Annotated in this window: 17 protein-coding genes; 5 read left to right on the forward strand and 12 right to left on the reverse strand. The window is 34.4% G+C overall.

Going from position 1 to position 24,262, the window contains the following annotated elements; all coding sequences use genetic code 11:
* Positions 1–35 precede the first annotated feature (35 nt).
* The 6 genes from LV842_RS05960 to LV842_RS05985 form a co-directional block, all read right to left on the reverse strand.
* Positions 36–515 carry a hypothetical protein gene (locus LV842_RS05960; protein ID WP_233110540.1) on the reverse strand — a complete coding sequence of 160 codons (480 nt, stop codon included), beginning with the start codon at positions 513–515 and terminating at the stop codon, positions 36–38.
* A gap of 127 nt (positions 516–642) precedes the next feature.
* Positions 643–5,427, reverse strand: a complete 4,785-nt coding sequence (locus LV842_RS05965; RefSeq protein ID WP_233110541.1) for a hypothetical protein — start codon at positions 5,425–5,427, stop codon at positions 643–645.
* Between the two features lie 16 nt (positions 5,428–5,443).
* On the reverse strand, positions 5,444–9,088 hold the full coding sequence (locus tag LV842_RS05970) for a hypothetical protein (protein WP_233110542.1): 3,645 nt from the start codon (positions 9,086–9,088) through the stop codon (positions 5,444–5,446).
* Positions 9,089–9,379: 291 nt separating this feature from the next.
* Complete coding sequence (locus LV842_RS05975; protein WP_233110543.1) at positions 9,380–9,550, reverse strand: hypothetical protein; 171 nt, start codon at positions 9,548–9,550, stop codon at positions 9,380–9,382.
* A 310-nt stretch (positions 9,551–9,860) separates the two neighbouring features.
* Complete coding sequence (locus LV842_RS05980; RefSeq protein WP_233110544.1) at positions 9,861–10,898, reverse strand: patatin-like phospholipase family protein; 1,038 nt, start codon at positions 10,896–10,898, stop codon at positions 9,861–9,863.
* 188 nt (positions 10,899–11,086) lie between these two features.
* Positions 11,087–11,587, reverse strand: coding sequence for a M15 family metallopeptidase (locus tag LV842_RS05985; RefSeq protein WP_233110545.1), 501 nt, complete (start codon positions 11,585–11,587; stop codon positions 11,087–11,089).
* 186 nt (positions 11,588–11,773) lie between these two features.
* Here LV842_RS05985 and LV842_RS05990 point away from each other — a divergent pair, with 186 nt between their 5' ends.
* Positions 11,774–13,051 (forward strand): Y-family DNA polymerase, encoded by a 1,278-nt coding sequence (locus tag LV842_RS05990; protein WP_233110546.1) that lies wholly within the window; start codon positions 11,774–11,776, stop codon positions 13,049–13,051.
* 64 nt (positions 13,052–13,115) lie between these two features.
* Here the strand turns inward: LV842_RS05990 and LV842_RS05995 are convergent, their stop codons facing one another.
* Positions 13,116–13,730: a YdeI/OmpD-associated family protein gene (locus LV842_RS05995; RefSeq protein WP_233110547.1), complete on the reverse strand. Its 615-nt coding sequence runs from the start codon at positions 13,728–13,730 to the stop codon at positions 13,116–13,118.
* A gap of 5 nt (positions 13,731–13,735) precedes the next feature.
* Positions 13,736–14,869: a serine hydrolase domain-containing protein gene (locus tag LV842_RS06000; protein WP_233110548.1), complete on the reverse strand. Its 1,134-nt coding sequence runs from the start codon at positions 14,867–14,869 to the stop codon at positions 13,736–13,738.
* A gap of 82 nt (positions 14,870–14,951) precedes the next feature.
* Here LV842_RS06000 and LV842_RS06005 point away from each other — a divergent pair, with 82 nt between their 5' ends.
* Positions 14,952–16,253: a M48 family metalloprotease gene (locus LV842_RS06005; RefSeq protein ID WP_233110549.1), complete on the forward strand. Its 1,302-nt coding sequence runs from the start codon at positions 14,952–14,954 to the stop codon at positions 16,251–16,253.
* Positions 16,254–16,279: 26 nt separating this feature from the next.
* On the opposite strand, the gene LV842_RS06010 is transcribed toward LV842_RS06005, so the two are convergent.
* The 3 genes from LV842_RS06010 to LV842_RS06020 all read right to left on the reverse strand — a co-directional run bounded on the left by LV842_RS06010 (position 16,280) and on the right by LV842_RS06020 (position 20,041).
* Positions 16,280–17,806, reverse strand: coding sequence for a hypothetical protein (locus LV842_RS06010; RefSeq protein WP_233110550.1), 1,527 nt, complete (start codon positions 17,804–17,806; stop codon positions 16,280–16,282).
* 83 nt (positions 17,807–17,889) lie between these two features.
* On the reverse strand, positions 17,890–19,431 hold the full coding sequence (locus LV842_RS06015; RefSeq protein ID WP_233110551.1) for a glycine--tRNA ligase: 1,542 nt from the start codon (positions 19,429–19,431) through the stop codon (positions 17,890–17,892).
* Positions 19,432–19,528: 97 nt separating this feature from the next.
* The gene (locus LV842_RS06020; protein WP_233110552.1) at positions 19,529–20,041 is read right to left on the reverse strand and encodes a hypothetical protein; all 513 of its coding nucleotides are present in this window, start codon (positions 20,039–20,041) and stop codon (positions 19,529–19,531) included.
* Positions 20,042–20,211: 170 nt separating this feature from the next.
* Here LV842_RS06020 and LV842_RS06025 point away from each other — a divergent pair, with 170 nt between their 5' ends.
* Both LV842_RS06025 and LV842_RS06030 read left to right on the forward strand, forming a co-directional pair.
* Complete coding sequence (locus LV842_RS06025; RefSeq protein ID WP_233110553.1) at positions 20,212–20,907, forward strand: pseudouridine synthase; 696 nt, start codon at positions 20,212–20,214, stop codon at positions 20,905–20,907.
* A gap of 387 nt (positions 20,908–21,294) precedes the next feature.
* Complete coding sequence (locus LV842_RS06030) at positions 21,295–22,332, forward strand: quinone-dependent dihydroorotate dehydrogenase (protein WP_233110554.1); 1,038 nt, start codon at positions 21,295–21,297, stop codon at positions 22,330–22,332.
* Positions 22,333–22,384: 52 nt separating this feature from the next.
* On the opposite strand, the gene LV842_RS06035 is transcribed toward LV842_RS06030, so the two are convergent.
* Positions 22,385–23,629, reverse strand: a complete 1,245-nt coding sequence (locus tag LV842_RS06035) for a DUF445 domain-containing protein (protein WP_233110555.1) — start codon at positions 23,627–23,629, stop codon at positions 22,385–22,387.
* 139 nt (positions 23,630–23,768) lie between these two features.
* Between LV842_RS06035 and msrB the strand changes: the two genes are divergently transcribed.
* A complete protein-coding gene (msrB, locus tag LV842_RS06040; RefSeq protein ID WP_233110556.1) occupies positions 23,769–24,212 on the forward strand; it encodes a peptide-methionine (R)-S-oxide reductase MsrB in 444 nt (147 codons plus the stop codon).
* Positions 24,213–24,262: the final 50 nt, after the last annotated feature.

A 24,262-nucleotide genomic window follows, 5' to 3' on the forward strand; every position in this document is an offset into this window, starting at 1 on the left:
GGCTCTGCCAGTTTTGATTAATTGAGTGTGAGATTTTAGTTATATACCCTTATTTCGATCATTCCTAAAGGAACTTCTAGATCGGCACTTGCATTTAAAGAAAAGCTGATCTCTGTATCAACCGGAAAGCTATATCCGGGAACTGCTCCTGTAGTATAAATAGGGGCAAAAGAAACATTAGTCAGAACAATTGTTTTGCCTTGTGTGAATTTTCCTCCTGTTAAAACCCCTTTATAAGCTCCGGTTCCTGTTTTGCTCCATATGATAGTACCTAAATTGTTATCCAGAACAGTTGCAATTAAATTAAAAGAAGAATCTATTTGTAATTTTGCAACATACACTTTATAGTTCTTTGTTTCTGAAGTAGTATGAGTTTTTAAATCGCCATTGGAGTCAATAGCATAGTCTGTGTAAGTAGTAGAACCTGGTGCTGCTACTTGGTAAATAACATCTACTTCTCTTTCTTCTTCAGGAGGTAATGCATTTACTCGTATAATTTTTCCAATATTGGACATTGTTTTTTGTTTTTTTAGTTAATAATTTGATTAAAAAGGGTCTCTGTAATAATAGTTCTTGAAAGAACTGAGTTGAGAGACGTTTTAAGAGATGGATATTCTTGGGTTGTTTTTGTCTGTGACAGTTTTATATGATCGAAACATTATCATTTTCAGATATTTTCAATAGTTTTCCACCACCCCATGACATGTAGACTGCAGTTTTCCCCGGTGAGACTGCGTCTACCGCACCGTATCCTTCTACGTTTATTCTTAAATCAGCGCCGCCTGATACATTGGAGAATTGATAGTATTGGTTATCCTTTAAATGTGTGATATTAACAGATCCGTTTGAAGCGCCCTCAAAAACGATATTGTACTTTTTAATACGGGTGTCATCAAGATCGAAAGGGTTACTATCTATTAATCTATATATTTCCAGAATTTCAAAGTCATCATTATCGCGGACAACATTTGATAAACTTGATGTCAATTGTTCTAGGTTTACCGCATGATCTCCGTTTATAGCAGCCGGTATAGATGGACTGGAAGTAAATGTTTTATTACCGTTGATTGCCTCATCTCCATTTGCATTCACAAATCTTTCATCAGAAGCCGTTTGATTGAAGTAGTTCTGTTGTAAAAATGTTGCTAAATAAGATTCTGTAACATAATTAATAGTATTACCTGAGAGAACCCGGCCTTTAGCATCAACGTTTACACTGTTATAAGTTCCTGCCGAAACTCCTGAATTAGCTAATGTCATGGCAAAACCAACATTTCCGGAACCGTCAACGGAAGCCGATCCGGTTACATCACCTGTATAAGATAATGTTCTTGGAGTCGTCCATTTTGTTGCAGATAAAACATTTTTCGTAGCATCTGAAGTATTGTCTGCATTGGCTAATCCTATATCTGTTTTGGATAGATTAACAATTCCTGTTTGTCCGTTTACCGATTGAACCGCTCCGGATGAGATCAGTATATAGCTTGAACCTCCCCATCTATACGTTAAATTTGTATCTAAGGCTACATAAATTTTACCACTTTCTCCTGTTGCTGGAAAAGCAGTAAGATTGGCAAATTCTAAAACATCATCTACATAACTAGGTAAATAAGCGGAAGATATTTTACTGTCGGTTCCTAAAGGAGCAACACCATTAGCAGCTCCTCTTTGAGCTTCTGTTATGACATTATAGCCGTTTAATTGTAAATTTCCTGTAACCCCAAGTCCATTAGCATTAATAAAAGCTATTTGACTTCCGTTAACATTGAAAATGTGACTATTTCCCGTACTATAATAGGTATTAGTTACTGAATTATTACCAAAAAATATCTGAGTTGTATCAGAATTGATAATAGTATTCCCAGCTAATGCTCCTGAACTAAATGTAGCACCTATAAAACCTGTTGTTGCTGAAACATTCCCTAATATACCTAATCCTGAGGCTGTCATGTATCCTACTTGATTTCCATTAACATACCAATTGTGATTAGATAATGCTCCATAATAAAGACTAGGCACAATATCATTTCCAAAAATTAAAGCATTCGCATTATTGGCGTTAAATACTTGATTACCTGCCATTACAGTAGATGCGAATATATTTCCCTGATATTCAAAACCGCTTATTAAGCCTGTAGTAGTAAAGTTTTTAGAATTAATATCAATATTTGCTGTTGCTCCTGTGTATGGAATATAATTAGAAGGATTAAAATTCCCTGCATGCCAAATATCATTATTTTTATATTTCAAAAAACTATCACTTACAGATAAAGAAGTATAAACATCCCAAGGAGCATTACTCCATCCCATGTAAAGATATTGTACTTCTCCATCCTGGGTAAATGTTCCTATTCCTGAACTTCTTTCAGAGTCATCCATTTTAAACCAAAATAGTCCTGTTGCATTACCTCCAATACCAGTTTGCTGTAAGGTGATATTACCATTGTCTTGTATAATTCCACCTCCCGTTAAAGTATCTCCACTTTTAAGAATATAATTTCCCAATGAAGATGATAATGCATAAGTATTATTATCTAATGTTCCATCAGCTTTTAAAAATTGAGAAGATGTCCCGCCATCAGCTATAAATCCAGTACCTTTAAAATAAGCCCATCCATTTGATTCTGATAGACCTCCTATAATATCAGGTGTTTGTTTTGTAATTCTTAGAGCTCCTGCTTTTTGTCCTATTGCAATCTCTGATGAAGCAACCCAAGTATCTGCTTGTACATTGTGTGCAAAACTCGTTTGATTATCTTCAATCAATACTTTAATTGATGAATTTCTATAGAAGGCAACATTTTTATTATTTAATGTACCTATATTAAATGAAGCAGGGTCTGATTGAATAAATCCATTTGCATTAGTTGTTCCATCATCATTTAAAGCCCATTGAGTGTAAGCTCCTGTAAATCTTTTAAGTCCTTGTATAGCAGTATTTCCTGCAATAGGTACATAATTATTTAAATCCGATTGAGTTGCAGGATTAGGTAAATTTCCAGTATGCCAATAATCTACATAACTTGAATATGGTGACATTCCTTGAGAAGTTCCATGATATTGTCTTAATCCAAAACTGTTTTTATTAAACATGATGAGGTTTTGATTACCTCCTGAACCATCTGAATAACCTCCAAAATGGAGATAATCTGCATAAGGTGCATTATTGTTATTATCCCACGAACCAAAACCATGTTGAACTGAATGCGGGCCTAAATGATTTGGAGCAATTCCTCTATTATCTTCGTATGGTTTATAACCATACCAGCCATCTAAATAATACTGTGAGACATTGTAAACAGGATGTGTTTTAGGGATATAATTATCAGGATTAAAATTACCTGTATGATACAATTCTCTTGTAGAATTCCATACGCCTCCCAAGTCACCATTTTTAGTTCTTACACCAATATAATCACCTCCTGCGTCATATTCAGCAAATAATTCTGTTGAATATAAACCTGCCAATCCTGAAAAATTAATTACAGAACCTCTTTTTCCTGTTCCTGCCCAATCATAATCAAACCATGTTTTATTTGTTCTTATATTTGAGCCATTATTTATACCATCCGTTAAATCTACGTTGATAACTGAGCTAGAATTGATAGCGGTTGTTAATCCTAAATCTGATAAAGCATATCCTGTTAAATCAGTAACTATATAAGTTGACCAATCTAATAAAGCTGTATCATAATCCCCAGTTATAACTTCATCAACCATCAATTGAGGATAAGACCAAGCAGTATTAGTTGCATTAATAACAATACATCCTTTACCAGATGGTGTAGTACCTATTCTTATTCTGTTTGCTATATTAGGTGCTCCTGAGGTGTCATTTGTAATAATAGCAGAATTATAGATAGGATCTGTACCTGCTGATAAGTAAGTACTGACTTCAATATGTTGGAAATGTTGGTAAAACTGATTATCAACAATTCTAAGTTTAATTTTAGTTTGATGTAGAGGAAAGGCATTAGGAAGCAATATTACTATTGAACCTGTTATAGCACCCCAATAAGAATAATGAGTAGGATTTTGTCTGATGTTTTGTAATCCAAAACCGGTACCTTGAGGTTTTACTATACCCTTTGAACCAGATATTACACCTTTAAAGTATCCTCCATGTTCAGGAATATATATCCCATCACTATAATTATCAGATGTTAATACCCCTCCTGAATATAATTTTTCAGCAGAATTCCCACTAAGAATAGAAAAAGGTTGTCCTGCATTGACACCTTTATAATCACTTGTTGGATGGTTAAATATTTGCCAATAGTTATTTAAATCTGCATCTAAAACAAAATCAGAAATAGCTTTATGTCCACCATCACCTGTAAGTAAATGATTGGAATCTGATCCATTCTTAATATACCCCTCTGTTTTAATTTGTTTAAAACCTCCTGAGTTATTATCATTGGTAAAATTGAATCGATAACCATCAAAAATAATCTGCCCAACATCAATACCAGATCTAAAAAAAGTTAATCCTGCATCATAACCATTTACACCTTGAATTCTGGCTGTATTATTGTCCCATGTATTTCCTCCATCTGTTTTAAACCATTTTTTACCAAAAATATTATAATTTCCATTAGCATCAATATAATTAGTAAGTGTAGCATCAATTTGATTTTGTGTGTAATAAGCGGTAAGATCAATGGTTTCAGACAGTTTATCCCATCCTGGAGCTCCCGTATTGTTGAGGTTTAATACCCAGACATAATTAGATCCAGAATCTATAATATTCCAAACATCTCCCTCTGTATTTCCTGAGCTTGGTAGTGAAGCAAAATTAGCTACCGATCCTTTCGGTCTATATACAGCGGAAAGTTTGGCGTCTACTTCTGTTTTATCATAAAATAAATCGTCCGTTTGCGCTGAGGTATAATAATCAGCCAATGTACTGTTTAAATTGGCTTGTGAAGTAAAGTTATCGGTGATGTATTTTTTTTGTACATAATGCTCATCACTTGAAGGAGGAATATAATTATCACCCTGCAAGCCAGAAGTATCTATAATCGCAGAAAATTGATTATTTGATGTTGTTGCTGTTATTTCTATTCCTGTATCATGGTGTAAATGGATAGAGGAGGAGATATTATCTGTATCTTTACGGGATTCAGCAAGTACACTACCATCTTCTTGAATTGTTAAAGCAACTTTGGATAAATCAGGTGTATTGGATATAAATCCTACAGCTCCTTCTTGATTGGGATCTACTTCTATGTTTTTAGTTAAGGGTTTTCCTTCTACTGTTCCTGTCAATGGGATATAAGATGGTGTTTTTAAATCCCCATTAGCATCAATCGCATAATCTTTATAAGTAGCTGCACCTGGTGCAGCTACTTGGTAAATGACATTGTTTTCTCTTTTGTCAGGAGGAGGCAATGCATTTACTCTTATAATTTTTCCTATATCGGACATTTTGATATTTTTTTAATTAAACCCAGTCTCCTGTAATAATTTTATTTTCGTCTCCGGGTTGAAGACCAAGGAGGTTTTCATTTTTTTCAAAATTGAATTTTTCTTCAGTAATTACTTCAGAAGGAACTTCAAAATCATCAGGATTTTCAGTTGTAAATGGTAATGCATGAGCTACTTTCAACCCAATACTTTCTGCCTGAAGGATATTCAATATTGTAGGGAGTCTTGTCAACCATGCCTTTCCTTGTTTTTCTCCTTTTGGCTGTTTCATTTCATCAACAATGGATAAATAAAGATCATCACCAATTACAGGAACTTCGCCGCCATTCCAAATTTTTCCGGTGGCTAGATAGAATTGTACAACATCTTCAAATCCCGGACGAACAGTTACGATCACTCTTGCCATTCCACTTTGTAAGAAAGCTCTGAATAAAGGATCCGTATTTTCCGACTGATAAAGGTCTACCCAGTTTTGTTTATTCCCCCAATAATAAGGATACAGGTAATAAGAAAGATTTTCCCATTCAAAAGCCTGTTCCATAAACTTTACAAAGGCAGTGTGTTTATCTAGTTTTGAAGAAAGTTTAGTTTCGTAATCTGTAAAGGTAGTTCCTTGTGTTAATCCTGATAAGCCATAGCCATGAGTAGAATCGGTTGCTCGATCTGCCATATATGAAATACAGTTTTTACGTAAAACAGTATTTTCAATCTGTCTGTAGAAATTAGGATTTGAATCTTTAATAACTACGGCTTTATTGTTTTCTTCTCCTATTGCATTGTTGTATTCAATTAAAGCTTCTTCATAAGCATTAATAATAGCATTGAACGTTTTTTGCAGCCATTGTTTTCTTGCCTCTGGAGTTAATTGACAATCAATAGATAGAGAGGTCTCAAAAGAGTAAAACCTATCTGTTGAAATACTGATCGAAAGATCACCGCTATAAGGTTCTAAAGCTCCATATTTAACAAAAGTAGAAGCTGTATGGTTTTGAAAGATATGTTTATCACCAATGTTAAGATTTAACAAAGAATTACCATGATCCAAATATTGTTTTCCACCACCACTAATATTGTAGTATGTACTAACATATCCTTCAGGAATTTTTACAACTTCCTGGAGTCCCATAGCACTTGTTGTCGCAGATGCAGATCCAATATCAGCTACTTTGTCACGACCATAGGCAATTCCTTTTGATACTTTAATGGTCTCGCTTGGAAAGCTGTCAATTTCAACATTATATTTACTAACCCAATATTTTAGTTTAATTTCACTAAGTAGATCGTTATAACTGCTTATTTGCATATCTCCTTTGGCCCTTGGATCTTCTGGCTTTACCAGTTCTGTTGCATTTGAATCTAGAGTCATTCCCAATAAATGAAGTTTTGCTGGCTCTGGAATCATGAATTCAAACATCATGCGTTTGCCATAATTATAAATTTGATTTTTCATCAATTTATCAACCCACCTGTAAACGCCCACTACATGTTTGTCTCCTTTTCTATTGTCTAGGCCGTGAGAGTTTGTTTCTTCGAATTCATCAATGATTTTTTCAATTCTTTCTTCATGAACTTTAGTGACAATTCTGTCCATTGCTCTGGAAGTAACATCTTGGGCTTGTGTAACTGCTTGTCTGGTGCTTTCTTCTTTTGAGCTGTGGTTAGCATAATTTGCAGCAATTCCTGTATTAAAGTTTGCATTTCCTCCGGGAGTTTTCCAAGAAGCGTCAAAATGTGCGGCTACACTAAAGTCTCTTGACTCTTGTGCCATTTTTGAAATCTCACTTTGCATTTCAAAACGATTGGCAGTAGTCGTGTCAGTAAGCTGCTCTCTTTCTGTATCAGTAGATGAAGTTGTTGTATTTTCACTTCTTCTTAATCTTCTGGTTGACTTCTCGCGATATTCTCTGGCCATTACGTTTTCGATATGGGCTACTTCACCTTCTACATAAGCATGAGTACTTTGCTCAACTTTTAGATAATCCGCAATCCCAATATTTTTAAATCCGAATCCGGAAGGAATGAAAGTATTTTCTTCATCCACAATTACCGGTGGTTCGCCTTCTTCAACTTCAAGCTCAAATGCTCCTGAACTACATGTTCTTGCTTGAATTCCCGGAACCAAAATTTCCGTAGTTCTTCCGTTTGAAAAAACAATTTTCACTCTCAAAGTAGCATTCTGAATACTGTAAAAATCTACTCCAGGATAATGCATATCACTTAAGAAAATTGTATTTCCTGTTCTTGATTTCACAAAATAATCACTGTCAATACTTGTTGGTGAATTATTAGGAATCAAATTGTAAGAAATGTAGCTTACATCCCATGATGAATCAGGTACGGTTAAAGCTAAGTCCTGAGTATATGCCTTATAAATAAACTTCGGACAAACCTGATAGGTAAAAGGAACTGAAATGGTTCTGGAAACAGGAACAATTACACCACCGATGCTCGTATAAGCCTCTTCATTCCCCTGAGTATTTTCGAGAATTGTATTATTAAGCCTCTCTACAGCTTCATTAATTGCCAAAGTGACTTCTGCAAATGTATTTCTACCTTCCAATGATGCTTCAAGATCAGCAATGTCTTGTTCCGAAGAACGTTCGACAGGTGTTTCTGTTTGTTCAAATGTATAACCTAAAACATCCAGTAATGATTCAAGGTTTTCAGGTTTTAATGAATCGACCAAGGGTTGTGCGCTTATCTCATCTCTGAAATTAAATTCAAAAGCAGGAAGTTTGGGATATGGAATTACTCTAGGCTGTTGACAAGGATCTTCCGGATTGTATTCTGTTCCTGGGGGTCTTACTCCACAATATTCTGTTCTTGCAGCTTCAACAGCTTCACTGTATTCCTGGATAAGTGGTTCGATGATTACCTGATGAGCTTCATTTTGAGTTTTATATTCAGCCTGATATTCTCTCTGGTATTGCTTTTCAATTCCAGAAAGATTTTTCTTTAAGCTTTCAATTCGGGTAAGTTTTGTTTTAGCAGTAGAAATTTCTTGCTGTTGCTTCATTTCCTCAGTTGGAAAGCTTTCTCTTGCAGCGTTGTCATCAATTCTTGATGCGATTTGAGATAACGAAGGATTTTCATCCATCATCAATTCTTTTGGAAGTACAACTCTTGCTGTTACCGCTAATTTAAAATCTTCTTCATGAATTACAGATAAAATGTGAAGTGCTAAAAGCATTTGCATAACAACTTCTTTAATATAGAAGTCTTTCTGAGTGACAACCTGATAAATTAAGTTATTCCATAGTTGGATGAGTTCGGGAAGCGCATAAACAGGAGGGAATATTTCTTCTTTCTTGGCAACAAATTCTGCATAAGTACAGGTGCTTTTATTTCTAGCTAACCATGTTGCAAAATTATAAAGATCACCAAAGTCATTTTTTAAATAATTTACATCAGTGATGCATTGAGAACTGACTGTATAACTTTCAGCAGCCTCCTTTAAAAGACTTTTTTTTGTTCCGGTTCCTGTGGTGACAGGAATATAAAAATGATTGTCGGTTTTTAAAACATCAGGAATTAAAATAAACCTCTTGTCCTGATCTTTATCATCAGATAGTTGAGGACTTCTCAAACTTACAAATCTGAAAAGCGTTTGTGTTGGTGTGTTTTCTGCAATTGGCGTTGCAGGTGTTTCATTTTCTGCCATTTTGTAATTTTTTGGTTTTAAAAGTTAAATATTGAAGCTTCTTTTCATTAGAGTTGCTTCTGTTTTGCCTGTTTTTTATGTGGTTTCAAGCAAAGTATTCCACCTTTGGGTTAAATTTTTTGTTTCATTGTACTGTGTATTTGGTACTGGTTTTTAGACATAGTTCTGGCTGTCCAGCATTTTGTGAATGGTGAATTCAAAGGTTTTTGAGATAGTATTGAATGGATTTGTGTTTTACTGATGCTTAAAAAGCAATAGTGGAAAGTCTCAGAACTATGCGTAAAAACTATGTTAATAAATGTCTTCCTCTAGAATATCTTTCTCAAAATCTTCCCGGAAGAAATTTTCAATGTCGTTGAGATAATTGTCGTAGTCTATCTCGGTATTTTCGATGTCACTCCATTCAATAGTATAGAGATCTTCATCGAAGGTTATATTTGGATTGTGTTTTGGTGTTTCCATGCTTTGTGATTTGATGTGTTGGTTACGATTTGAACAGAATTTGGGCTGTTCAGCATTTTGGAATGTTGAATTCAAAAAGTTATTGTTTAGTTTTTAAGGATTGTTTTTTTGTGTTTTATTTATACTCCAAAGGTAGGAGCGGGGAGCGACAAAACTTGACGTGATTAAAATATTTTAGAACCAAATAGCCATTTTGTTTTTAAGTGTTTCCTAATCAGAATGAAAAATAAAATAGAAACAAATAACGAAAACAGACTGAATTTTAATATAATCAAAATAGCTTATATTTTGCAATTATAAGGTTAAAGACTTATATTTTGTTTTTAATTAATTTCTGAACAATTTGATTTAGATTTTCTCTGTTGTCGTCAATATAGCTTAGTCCGGCCTGTATCAGGTTTTCAATATTAGAACGTCTTACATTATCCATTGCAGGAGAGGCGTTTTTCAACGAAGGATTTAGTCGGTAATAATTTTTCTGATTCCTCAATCCTAAGGTCTGAAACATCTGACAAAGCTGATAATCTACGGTTTCTGCATTGGCCGACATTAAAATGTCAATAATTGGATTTACCCAGCCTATTTTTCCTGCTTTTTCCAGTTTTTTAAAAGAATAAGGTCTTGCTTCAATTCCGGTTCCGATTGAAACAATAATCATATCATTTACACTTGGATGATTCGCTTTCTGATGATTCTTCAACACTTCTGCAAAAGGAATTTTTCTCGCTTCTGCATAAGCACAAAGTGCAGGATTATTGGCAAACATTCCGCCATCAATTAGGCTGAAGATCTGTCCGTACATCGATTTAATCTGAACCGGCGTGAAGTAAGTTGGCGCCGCAGAAGTAGCTCTGCAAACATCTTTTACGTAAAAGTTATCGGTATTTAAATGTGCATTCCAGGAGTTGAATAATTTTGCTCTTCTGTTTTCAATATCATAGCTGGTTATTAAACATGGTTTTATTAATTCTTTTAATTCTAAATTTCCAAAAAAGTCATTCAAATTTTTTTCAAGAGCTTCCTGAGAGATCTTTTCATTCAGTAATCCGAAAGGATTCACCAAACGTTCCCAAAAAGAGACCTGAAATATATCTCCTCCTTTTTCAGCATACAATTCTAATCCTTTTTGGATCGAATATTTTGCTTTTCGGTGTTCATCGGGACAGAGAATAATAGACGCAATCAGCCCTCCTGTACTGCTTCCCGCAACAAGATCGAAATAATCGCCAAGTCTTGCGTTCGGCTGATCATAAAACTGAAGCTGCTCTTCTATGTAGCGCAGAATGATACAGGTAATAATTCCTCTGATTCCGCCTCCATCCAAAGAAAGTAGGGTTGTCTTTTTCATATGATTTTTTTACTTTTTTAAGAAATACTTTGCAATTTTAGATAAGTAAAACCAATAGTTTTCCGAAAAATGACTATTGGTTTCAGCTTATTATAATACTTGCTTTTAGTGCTTTTCTATACAGTAAAAGTAGCTTAGCAAGGCGACAGAACATGTCGTATTAAAAATAATTTTCAAATAAAAGAGAATTAAAAAATCACATAATTTTCTTTATCACGAGCCATTTTCAAAAGTCTTCTCCAACTCGTTTTCACCAAACCTTTCTTTGTCGGGATATTCTTCTTTTCAAAATGAGGGAGGTCTTTAAAAGTCTTCCAGTTTCCGCCCCAATCCCAGCCATGTCTGGCAAAAATTTTAACACACTCATACCAATCGGCTACCTGATCATTATCCCAGTCTTTTACAGTGTCCCAACTTGCGGTTTTTCCGTCAATCATCATACAAATATCAACGGCAAGTCCGTAATTGTGGATGCTTTGTCCGGCTTTGGCATTGGTTACTTTTTTTCCGGAAGTAATTCTTCCGATAGCATATAGTTTTTCCTGTTCTTCGAAACTTCTTAAACCTTGTGTTATTCTTACTTTGGCTCTTCCGGTTAATGCTTCATCACATTCCTTAATAATCTGTTTCACTTCATCCCTTACCAAAGGGTGAAGTTTTTTTATTCTCTGTATCGTTACTTTGTCCATAGTATCAATTTTTTAGCGTTTTTGGAAAACAAAATTAAGACTGAGGTACGACAAAACTTGACGCATTTAAAATAAATTAATGTTTTGTAAATCAGTTATTTAATTTATTTTTAAAATTGTAAATAATGATCATATTCTGTTTAAAAAAGCATAATTTTGTGTATTGAAATCTTTGATTTTTGAATCATGTATGCTTTAGTAGATTGCAACAATTTTTTCGTTTCATGTGAGAGAACCCTTGATCCGGAGCTCGAGAATAAACCCGTTGTGGTACTTTCCAACAACGACGGATGTGTTGTATCCAGAAGCAAAGAAGCAAAAGAGTTGGGAATTCCGATGGCGGCTCCTGCTTTCAAATATAAAGAGCTCTTCAAAAAGCATGATGTACAATGTTTCTCTGCAAAATTTGAGTTGTATAATTTCAAAAGTCAGCGTGTAATTGAAATCTCCACGGCATATGTTGACAAAGCTGATTTTGAAGTATATTCTATCGATGAGCTGTTTTTAGATTTTAAAAGTTTTAAATACATTAATATTCATGATTATTGTATTAAGATTAAAGATGAAATTAAAGAATTGGAGAATATTCCCGTAAGTATAGGAATTGCTCCTACAAAAACACTTTGTAAAGTAGCCAATAGAATTGTAAAAGAATTTCCGGATAAGTTTGACGGGGTATATATTTTAGATACGCCTGAAAAAATAGAAAAAGCTTTAAAATGGCTTAATATTGGTGATGTTTGGGGAATAGGAAGACGATTGGCTGTAAAAATGCAGGATAACAGAGTTTTCAAAGCCTGGGATTTATTACAGAAACCGGAAATGTGGGTTCGCAAAATTATGGGAATTCAAGGTGTAAGAATGGTTAATGAATTAAAAGGAATCCGTCAATTGGAACTCGATGCTCCTTCTCCTAAAAAATCAATTGCAGTGACCAGAAGTTTTATGGAAATGCTGACGAAGAAAGAAGAGGTTCGCGAGCGTGTAGAAACTTTTGGAATGTATTGCTCAGAACGTTTGAGAAAGCAAAATACCTGTTGTAAAATGGTGACGGTTTTTGTACAGACCAATCGTTTCAGAAAAGACTTGCCCGAATACAGAAAAGCAATGACTCAGATCCTTCCTAATCCGACCAACTCTTCAATTTTGATAGGAAGAGTGGTGAATGAATTGTTTGAAGCCATTTACAAAGAAGGCTTCCATTACAAACGAGCAGGTGTTTTTGTGAATGATTTTGTTCCCGAAGATCAAAGACAAATCAGCCTTTTTGAAGAGGATACTCAAAACCAACATTTGCCTGCCATGAAAGCAATGGATGCCATGAACAGAAAATTCGGGAAAGATAAAGTTCGTCTCGGGAGTATGAGCGGACAAAACACATTCGGAAGGGCAAAATTATCTCCCGAATATGAAGCGTTTTTAAAAAATAATACTCTTCCTGAAGCGAATTTTAGATTCCACTAAATGTTTAGTTAGAGAGATGCGGGATTCGTGTTTCGAGATATGATTTTCTCAACTTTTTCACCAATTATTTTTTACTCATATATTTCCAGTTTCTAGCTTTACCTTCAGAAATCCATTCTATAGCTTGTTCCATTCGTTTGTTTCGAGTGGCTTCTGTTTTGGCTTCTGTAAGCCAGTTGATATATTCTTTCCGGAATGATGGTGAACCTTTGGTAAACACTTCCAAAGCTTCTTTATTTTGTTTGAGAGCATTCTGAAAATAATCAGGAACTTCGGTTTCCGTTTTTGAAGGAGCAGCCTTTTTCATAGTGACTCCCATATCGGTAAGTTCCATCGCTTCAAGAATCATTTTTTTGAGCAATGGTTTTGAAGGAAGATCTTCAACTTTTGTAATTTTTCCTAAGCTGAACATATTGGTTTTTTCAACATCGGTTTCGATGTTTTTGAGCGTTTTCATTTCATCATGAAGCCAAAATCCCAAACTGCAATAATGTTTAAACGAAACCATAGAACAAAGGATTTTCCCTTTATACATAAAAGTGGGAAACTTCCATTTGATGGCTTCTTCCGTGTCCGGACATATTTCATGAACGATTTCCCGAATGTGTTGTAAAATTGGTTTTGCAAAATCCTGAGATTTTTCAATATACTCATCCACTTTTATATTGTAATTTTCCATAGTGTTTATTGAAATAATTGTACAGTTTCATTCACAAGAAACTTCACTTGGTCAGGTCTTCCTCTGTCTGTTTTTGGGAGATTGTTGTAGCTTCCTGTTCTTACGATAACCATATTATGTTCAGGAATCATGATAATATATTGTCCTTGAAGTCCTAAGAAATAATAATGTTTTATAGGGTTATCATTATTGATCCAGAATCCCATTCCGTAGATATCTTCAGAGTTTTTTGTCGGAGTTTTCATTTGATTAATAAAATCAAGATTTAAGATCTGTTGATCGTTTACTTTTCCGTTATCTAAAAATAATTGTCCCAGCTTTGCAAAATCTCTTGCATTAGAATGAATACAGCAATAGGTTTTCTCCATTCCACTTTCATCCGTGCTCCAATCTGCATTTTGTTCCATTCCCAAAGGAATCCAGAATTTTTCGGATAAATAGCTTGCTAATGATTGATTGACGGCTTTTCTCACCGCAAAACCTAAAAGTTGTGTGGAACCGCTTTGGTATTCAAATTTTTCACCCGGATTTTCTTTAAATTTTCTTGAAAAAGTAGCATCAATAAGGCTTTTTCCGTAGTATGCTTTTGCGTTGGGTAAAAAAGGGTTTTTATAATCTTCATTCCAATCCAAGCCTGCTTCCATCTGAGCTAAATTTTTTAGCGTCAGTTGAGCTCCGAATTCTTTATTCTTAAATTCTTCAAAATAATCTGAAAACAGATCATCAAGACTTTTTATTTTGCCTTCTTGCAAAGCTTTTCCCAGAAGCATTACCGTAACTGCTTTAGCCATGGAAAAAGAATTCGTTTTGGAGGATTGATTATAGCCATTCCAATATTGTTCATGAACTAATTTGCCGTTTTTTACTACAATAAAAGAAGCGGTATTGGAATGCATTAAATCATCAACTATATTTTTAGGTAGTTTTGTTTTGTTGTATTCAGGAGCTTCTTCCCAACGTTTTGGGTTTTTTGTAGTGATGAGGTTACTGGAAAATAATTTGCCGTCGTCAATATTGGCACTGGATTTTCCACGCAGATAGGTTTTAGAAATACCATTGAAAATATAGGCATATCCTAAAAGGTATATTGCGACTACAACAGCAACAATAGCGGTAATGAAATAAATAAAAAGTATCATATCGATTGATCTGTAACAAATTTAAAATAATTTTAAAAACATGAAACGAAATGATTTATTTTTGTGATTATTTGATGAAAATATGATGAAAAAAATTGTTTCTTTTTTATTTCTTTATGGCTTTATATTTTGTTTCGGACAGGCTTATAAGCCTATTGATACAGCAGATTATCTCAAGAGAAAAGAATTTCTTAAAAGCTTTGCTGCCAATAATGAAAATCTGATCACGAAAAGTAAAAATACCTATTCAGGGAAAAGAGGAAATGAACTGTCAAAAATTTATAAAGAGCTTGAAAAAGATTTTGAAAAACAGGTGAAAAATAAAGACTTTGCCTTTAATTCCGTGTTTGAAGGAAAAGCAAAAAGTCTGATTGCCCGTTTAAGGAAAAACAATCCTCAGATTCCACAGGATTTGACGATTCTTATTGCGAAAGATAATACACCGAATGCTTATTGCTTTGCAGACGGAGTTTTTGTAATCAATATGGGGCTTTTTAACTGGCTCGATAATGATGATCAGCTTGGAGCGGTGATTTCTCATGAGTTGGGTCACAAAATATCTGAACATTCACTGAAAACTTTTTTGCAGATGATTGATCAGAATCAGCTTGATAAAATTACGCTTCAGGATATTAAATCAACAAAAGAAAACCGTAACGAACGGGCTTTTAATGTAATGAAAAGCAGGATTTATAGAAAAGGAGCGGAGAGAAGAAAGGATGAGATGCAGGCGGATTCTTTGGGATATGCAATTTTCAAAAACAGTGATTTTAAGAAAACAGAATTTATCAATACGTTGAAAAGGCTTCAGGATTTTGATACAATTTCCCCAAGAGAATTAAAGGTAGAAACATATAAAAAGTATTTTAATCTTCCGAAGCAGGAGTTCAAAGACAAATGGCTTAAAAAAGAAGATTTCTCTCTGTATAACTACAATAATTTTAAAGAAAAACTGAATAAAGATTCATTGGCTTCACATCCTGAGATTGTATTGAGAATTGAAAAACTTAGAAAAATTTTCCCTGAATTGAAAAATGATATAGAGGCGGAAAAATCTTCAGAATCTTATGCTGCTTTGGAAAAGACGGCAAGAATGGAAACGCTGCCTAATTTATTTCATTCCGAAGATTATGGAGTAGGAATTTATACAAGCTTGCAGTTTTTACAAGATGGTGAAGAAGAAAAATATTATAAAGATTGGTTGGGGAAATGTTTTGTAAAAATCTATGAAGCAAGAAAAAATTATAATCTTAACCGCTATCTGGATAGGGTAGATCCTAAAAACCAAAGTGAAAGTTACCAGCAGTTTCTCAACTTTATGTGGAATCTGAGTCTGGATGAGATTAAAAATATTGCAGATTACTATCAAATGAAAGAATCCTGACCGAAGGTCAGGATTCTTTTTTATCATTAATAATTTAGCCTCTCAAGACGGACTTTATTGAACTTTTCTTTTTCATTGTATTCTCTAAGTAGAATATAGCCTTCTTTTGCTACGTAAGGCGTTACAACAAAATTATCTTTTTCAGAAATAGGAATAATCTCCTGTTTGAATTTCCCATCAATAACAGTGTTAATGAAAAGGTTCCATTTTTTCTCTTTAGTTACCTGATCTTTTTTGTAATCTCGGAAGAAGAACACAACATCTTTTCCGTCATTTAAATATTGTGAAAACAGATAATCGCTGTTTACCCATTTAGACTTTTCTTTTTCAAAAATCTGAACATCTTTTACTTTAAAGTTTTTGTCGGCATTTATGTAAACTAAATCAGTTGTTTTCGGTGCATTGTATTGTCCGGCCGGTTTAAATTTTTCAGAAAGAATTCCTACACTGCCGTCACTCATAAAATAGACATCTTTGGTTTGAAGGAAATAACCGTTTTCTACACCGCCATCTGCACTCAATTTGGGAATATGGTTGGAAAGATCCGGCTTATAATTTAAAGTTTTAAGATCAACATTATAATTGTTTTTATCCAAAATGAATCTTGCAAAACCTTTATCGCCTTTATCGAAATTTCTACCCATTAAGACCACTTTGTCGTCGAACGTTTTATCATTATCCAGTTTTGTTCCACTGGAATATAAAGCATCAATATTATAAATCGTTTCCGGAGTAAGTCCTGTAATAGGTTGGTTGGAAAGCTCTTTTCCTGTTTTCATGTCGATCACCAAAAGAGAAAAAGTTTTGTCATCGTCATTTACCTTTCTTAAAATTCCGTAAATACGATTTTCGTCTTTTTCAAGTAAAGTAAGATCTGAGAATACTTTTTTGCTGCCATCAGTATTATAGCGATATCTCCAGACTTCTTTTTTGTTTTCGTCGAATTTGATAAGGCTGTTTTTGTTGACATATTTGCCATAATCATTGTATTCTATTGCAAAATAACCACCTTCTTTAATTTCTCCTACCGAAGAAACATAGTTATAGCCTTTGTCTTTTTTCTCTGCACGGTTTTCTTTTCTTTCCTCTTTAAAGCTTTTAGGCTGATTAATTTCTACGAAAGTTCCGTTTTCTAGATAATCATAATACACTTTTGGTTTTACCGTATTGGCTTTAGGATCTATGACCATAGATACCGGCATTGCAGCATCTTTTGCAAACGCTTGAAGATAATTGAAATCCGAAGGACGAAGAATAACCTGCCCTTTAAAATCTACATAGCCATAATAATTAGAAACTAAAAGGTTGGCTTCAAATTCATTATTAGCAACCGGGTTGAGGTTTTTATCTAAAAGGACGTATTCGAATTTCTGAGTCTTTTTATCTGTTTTTCCGTAAGAATATAAAGAAACATAGCCGTACAAATTGTCTTTGGTATCAAAAAGAGCATTCATTCCTACATTTTGTCCTGATGCTAAAGCGGCTAAATCCTGTGTTTGAGAATATGAGAATGTTTGAAACAATACAAACATTAGTCCTGTTATTTTTTTCATGGTTTAAATTTGTCAACCAAAAATAACAAATTAGGATATATGTTGATAAAAAAATAAAGCCCTGATTTCTCAAGGCTTTACACTTATATTTTTGAAAGTAAATTTCTGAAATTTGTTTTCTCATCGATGATTCTTCTCAGCTCAGAAACCGGAACTCTTTCCTGTTGCATGGTGTCTCTGTCTCTGATGGTCACCGTGTGATCTGTTAAAGAATCGTGATCTACAGTGATACAGTATGGAGTACCGATCGCATCCTGTCTTCTGTAACGTTTTCCGATCGCGTCTTTTTCTTCGTAGAATAAATTGAAATCGTATTTCAAGTCATTGAAGATTTTCTCAGCGTATTCTGCTAAACCATCTTTCTTCATCAATGGAAGAATAGCCGCTTTAATTGGTGCTAAAGCAGGAGGTAAAGATAAAACTGTTCTCTCTGAACCGTCTTCCAATACTTCATCCTTCAGACAGTGAGAGAAGATAGAAAGGAACAATCTGTCTAAACCTACCGAAGTTTCTACTACATAAGGTACATAGTTTTCATTTCTTTCAGGATCGAAGAACTGAAGCTTTCTGCCTGAGAACTTTTCGTGTGCTTTTAAGTCGAAATCCGTTCTTGAGTGAATACCTTCTAATTCTTTGAAACCGAATGGGAAATTAAACTCAATATCAGCTGCTGCATTTGCATAGTGAGCCAATTTCTCATGATCATGGAATCTGTAATTGTCATTACCTAAACCTAAAGCTAAATGCCAGTTCAGACGTTTTTGTTTCCACTGTTCGTAGAATTCTAGTTCTGTTCCCGGAGCAACGAAAAACTGCATCTCCATTTGTTCGAATTCACGCATTCTGAAAATAAACTGTCTCGCAACAATCTCATTTCTGAATGCCTTTCCAATCTGAGCAATACCAAAAGGAAGTCTGTGACGTGAAGTTTTCTGAACATTCAGGTAATTTACGAAAATACCTTGAGCGGTTTCCGGTCTTAAATAAAGATCCATCGCAGAATCTGCAGAAGCACCTAATTTTGTTCCGAACATCAGGTTGAATTGTCTTACTTCCGTCCAGTTTTTAGAACCGGTGTCAGGGTCAGCAATTTCCAATTCTTCAATTAGAGCTTTTACATCAGCAAGATCTTCATTTTCTAAAGATTTAGCCAGTCTTGAAAGAATAGCTTCTCTTTTTGCTCTGTATTCCAAAATTTTTGGATTCGTAGCTTCAAATTGAGCTTTATCGAAAGACTCACCGAATCTCTTCGCAGCCTTTTCGATTTCTTTATTTTCTTTATCTTCTATTTTTAAGCAGTAATCTTCCACCAAAACGTCTGCTCTGAAACGTTTTTTAGAATCTTTATTATCAATCAATGGATCGTTGAAAGCGTCTACGTGGCCCGATGCTTTCCATGTTGTTGGGTGCATCAAAATCGCTGAATCAATGCCGACAATATTTTCGTTAAGCTGTACCATCGCTTTCCACCAATATTGTTTGATATTATTTTTTAGTTCGGCACCGTTTTGTCCATAATCATAAACAGCGGATAAACCATCATAGATCTCACTCGAAGGGAAAATAAAACCATATTCTTTAGCGTGAGAAATCACTTTCTTGAAAACATCTTCTTGCTTTGCCATAATTTTTTTCGTCTGAAGTGCAAAAATAGCAATTTGAATCCCAATTCCATGAGATTCAATAAAAAAAGCAGTTAAAAAACTGCTTTTGAATATTTTTTTAGAAATTATAAGCTAAACCGATGCTGCTTCCGCTGATTTCCAGTCTGTAAGAAGTCGCTTTTGTTTCGTTTGTTCCAGGATTTTGGTTTTGTGTTTCCATTGCTTTTTTTAAGTTTTTACCAGAACTTATTGCAAAAGGAATCCCAATTCCTACAGCTCCTAAGCCAATCCCAATTAATCCCCAACCTCCGGATTCTTTTTTCTTGATGGCAACTCCGTTACTATAAACTGTTTTATTTCGTGTAATCTCTTTTACTAGCCCGTATCCTACAAAAGCACCACCAATTCCTGCAAAAACCTGTGCAACAGTTCCGGTTGTATTCGATTTCTTCATGTAGCTTAAAGCTTCAGGATTTGTGAAAACTTTTTTATATTCAGAAAATTTGAATTTTTGGTCCCCTTTAATAAAGAATTCTCGATTAGACTTCCCTAATTTCAATGAATCGGAATTTTGGGCAAAAGAAATTAATGGAAAAATGCTTAAAAGCATGATAAAGAATAGTTTTTTCATAATTAAAATTTGAGCGAAAATAAAAAAATAAAGATTTTTATACCAATTTTAAGTATAAATTTTTAGGAGCCGGGTACCTGCTTTCCACTATATCTTTTGCTCACTTCGTTCCGCAAAAGGATGCCGCTGCAATCAGGGCTAGATCGGTTGAAAATTTCTACTTTTGCATCATGTTAGAAATTCTTTATCGCGACGAACATATTATTGCCATCAACAAACCCAGCGGATTATTGGTTCACAAGTCTTTTTATGCCGGAGAAGCCGATACGTATGCTATTCAGGAGTTGAGAAAACAAATTGGGCAAAAAGTGTATCCGGTGCATCGTCTTGATAGAAAAACTTCAGGCGTTTTGTTGTTTACTTTAGATAAAGAAACCTTGAAAATTATGAGTGAGCAGTTTGCATCACGAGAAGTCGAAAAGAAATATATCGCCATTCTTCGTGGTTGGGCAAAGGAAGAAGAAACCATTGATTATGATTTGGTGAATGAAAATGAAGTCAAACAAAATGCGGTCACTTATTATCACCGTCTGCAGACTTCGGAAATAGATTTACCCTTTTTAAAACATCAGACTTCAAGATATTGTCTGGTAGAAGCGATTCCTGAAACCGGAAGATTTCATCAGCTGAGAAAGCATTTTAAACATATTTTGCATCCTATTTTAGGCTGCCGAAAACATGGCTGCAATAAACAAAACAAATTGTGGCTTCAAACATTTGGGATCAACAAAATGACGCTTCATGCCCATCAATTGATTTTTAATCATCCTATTTCTAATGAAAGAATTACTGTAAATGCCACAATAGATGATGAGTTTAAAAGAGTAGGAGATCTTTTGAACTTTGATTTGAGTCTGTATTCTTAATTGTTTATACTTTTTATTATCATAGAATTTGTCATCCTGAAAGGATCTAAGCATAGGAGTAGAAAATCATCTGAAATATTTAAGTTTGGATTCCTACGAAATGACAAACTTTGATCGTATTTTTTAATATAAACGCAAAGTTTTATTCTATATCACATTATTTTTAGAAAGGCAAAGACAAATAAATTTGTTTCGCGAAGCGTTGAAAATATAGCTTCATCAAATCAACTTGTTGATTAATACTTTGCACCTCAAATAAGGCATCGGAGAAATAAAATCTTTGCGTTAAAAGACATAGATACTGTTTATCATACATTTTTCTATAAAATATCATATGTCAATCGATCATTAATTTTAAAATGAGTATTTTTGTAAAACTTTTTTTCAATGTACAAATCGCTCATTCGCCCGATTCTTTTCAAATTTGATCCTGAAGAAGTGCATCATTTTACTTTTTCAATGCTAAAGAATTTTGGATTTCTTACTAAACTATTTTTCCCAAAACCAATTGAAGACAAACGTCTGGAAAGAGAGGTTTTCGGATTAAAATTTAAAAATCCTGTAGGATTGGCTGCCGGCTTCGATAAAAATGCAGTTTTGTTTAACGAGTTGGGTGATTTAGGTTTCGGATTTGTAGAAATCGGAACGGTTACACCAAGAGCGCAGGCTGGAAATCCTAAGAAAAGATTATTCAGATTAATTGAAGACGGTGGAATCATCAACAGAATGGGGTTCAATAATGATGGACTGCAAGCTGCGATAGAAAAGCTGAAAGATAACAAAGGAAAAATCATCATCGGTGGAAACATCGGAAAAAATACAGATACAGCACCGGAAAATTATACTCAGGATTACTTGGACTGTTTTGAAGGTCTTCATCCTTATGTAGATTATTTTGTACTGAATGTAAGCTGCCCGAATGTAGGTAGTCATGCAAAATTGGAGGATGTAGAATATCTTCGAGAGCTGATTACAGAAGTGAAGAAAATCAATCAGTCAAAATCTGTACAGAAGCCAATTTTATTGAAAATTGCTCCGGATTTGAATAATAACCAGTTAGATGAGATTATTGAACTGATTGCTGAAACCAAAATTGACGGAATTGTAGTTTCAAATACATCAGTGAATAGAGAAGGGCTGAAAACATCTCCTGACGTTTTAGCACAAATCGGAAATGGAGGATTAAGTGGAAAACCGATTCGTGAGAGAAGTACTAAAATGATTAAATACCTTGCAGATAAAAGTAACCGAGCTTTCCCAATCATCGGAGTGGGCGGAATTCACTCTGCAAAAGACGCAATGGAGAAACTGGATGCAGGAGCAACTTTGGTTCAGTTGTATACAGGGTTTATTTATGAAGGTCCGGAATTGATTAACAATATCAACCAGGAAATTTTGAAAAGAGCCGGTAGAATTTCAAGATAAAAAATAGAAAATAAGAATAAAAAGCAAAATCGATGAGGTTTTGCTTTTTTGTTTAAATAAAAAAATGTAAAATCGTATAAATAATCAGTCCGACCAATCCGCCCACCAAAGTTCCGTTGACCCGGATGAATTGAAGATCTTTCCCGACTTCCAGCTCCAGTTTTTCGCTTAATTCTTTTCCCTGCCAGTTTCCGACGGTTGAGCTGATGAGGTTTCCGAATTGATGCGTGTTTTTCAGGATATATTTATATGCTGTTACACGAATCCAATGATCAATTTTATGCTGAATATTTTCGTCGGTTTTTAAATTTTGTGAAAATTCATTCAGGTTTTTCGACAGGTAATTTTTTAATGATGACTGATCTTCCTGTAATTCTTTTTTCAATGTATTTTTAATGGAAATCCAGATATCGGTTGAGTATTCATCGAGTTTTTCACCCTTTAAAAGATCATTGGTAATGGTTGCAAATTCATCCTCCCATTTAGGATCTTCTTTTAAATGAATAGAAAATTCGTGAATTTTTTCCGTAATTAAAGTTCTGATTTCATGGTTAGGGTCTTCTTCAATTTCTTTAAAAAAATCTGATAGTCCACTTGCGATTTTATCAGCAATTTTATTATCCACAAAAGCCGGAATAAATGAATAACTTCCTTTTTTTACCCGTTCCTGAATCATTTCATCATTCTCAATAATATAATTTTTAATCTGTGAAGAGAGATTGGTAATGATTCTCTGATGATCATTTTTCTCCAGAATATAGCCAATTCCGTTACCTACAATTTTGTTGAGCTTGATGCCATCAGTCATTTCAGAAATTTTTTTGCTGATGAACTGGCTTACAAAAGCATCATCCAATTTATTTAAGATATCTAAAATAATATCCGAAAGATTTTTAATGAGTGCCTCCTTATTTTTTTCTTTTCCCAGCCATTCTCCCACAAAACCTGAAATCTTTAATTTTTGAATATAAGGACGAATATTCTGAGGAGAGAGAAAATTATTTACCACAAAACTTCCCAGATTATCACCTAATCTTTGTTTACTGGTTTCAATCAGATTGGTATGCGGAATGGGCAATCCAAGCGGATGACGGAATAACGCGGTAACGGCGAACCAATCTGCTAAAGCACCTACCATTGCGGCTTCGGAAAAAGCACGAACGTAGCCAATCCAATGAGAATCGCTGGATTTTTGTAAGATTGTCGTGATGATAAAAACAGCTGCCATCAGAAGGAATAATCCGGTGGCGAATGCTTTGTATTTTCTTAACTGTTTTCTTTTCGCTTCATCATTCATATTCTCAAATTTAGTAAATTTGGTTGTGAACTTATGATTTATTCTAACCAGAAAAGATTTAACCCTATAAGTTTTAATAAAAGCTTTTGTGACTTTTATGGTTTCATTTAAATAATCAAAAAATATTTAAAATACTTCTATGGAAAACCCAGCAAAAAACAATCCATACTATTCCAGAACAGACCTAACAAAACTTGATATTTCGAATGAGGAATGGAAAAAAATCTTAGCTCCGGATTTATATGCGATTTCAAGAGAAGCAGCGACTGAAAGAGCTTTCACCGGAAAATACAATGATTTTGATGAATTGGGAGAGTATTATTGTGCCGTTTGTGGAAATCATTTGTTCCGCTCGACTACAAAATTTTCGAGCAGTTGCGGTTGGCCAAGTTTCTTTGAAGCAGACAAAGAAGGAGTGTATTATAAAAGAGATACGGCTTACGGAATGGAAAGGGTAGAAGTGCTTTGTAAAAGATGCGATTCTCATTTGGGACACGTGTTTGATGATGGTCCGAAACCTACAGGATTACGCTATTGCATGAATTCGATCAGCCTTGAATTTGTTCCTGATTCTGAAAAATAAATCTGCTTTAAGTCACAAAATCAGGAAGTTAAAGTTTCTTAAATTGAGTT

Source organism: Chryseobacterium gwangjuense (genome assembly GCF_021311115.1).
In the GTDB taxonomy this organism is placed as follows: Bacteria; Bacteroidota; Bacteroidia; order Flavobacteriales; family Weeksellaceae; genus Chryseobacterium; species Chryseobacterium gwangjuense.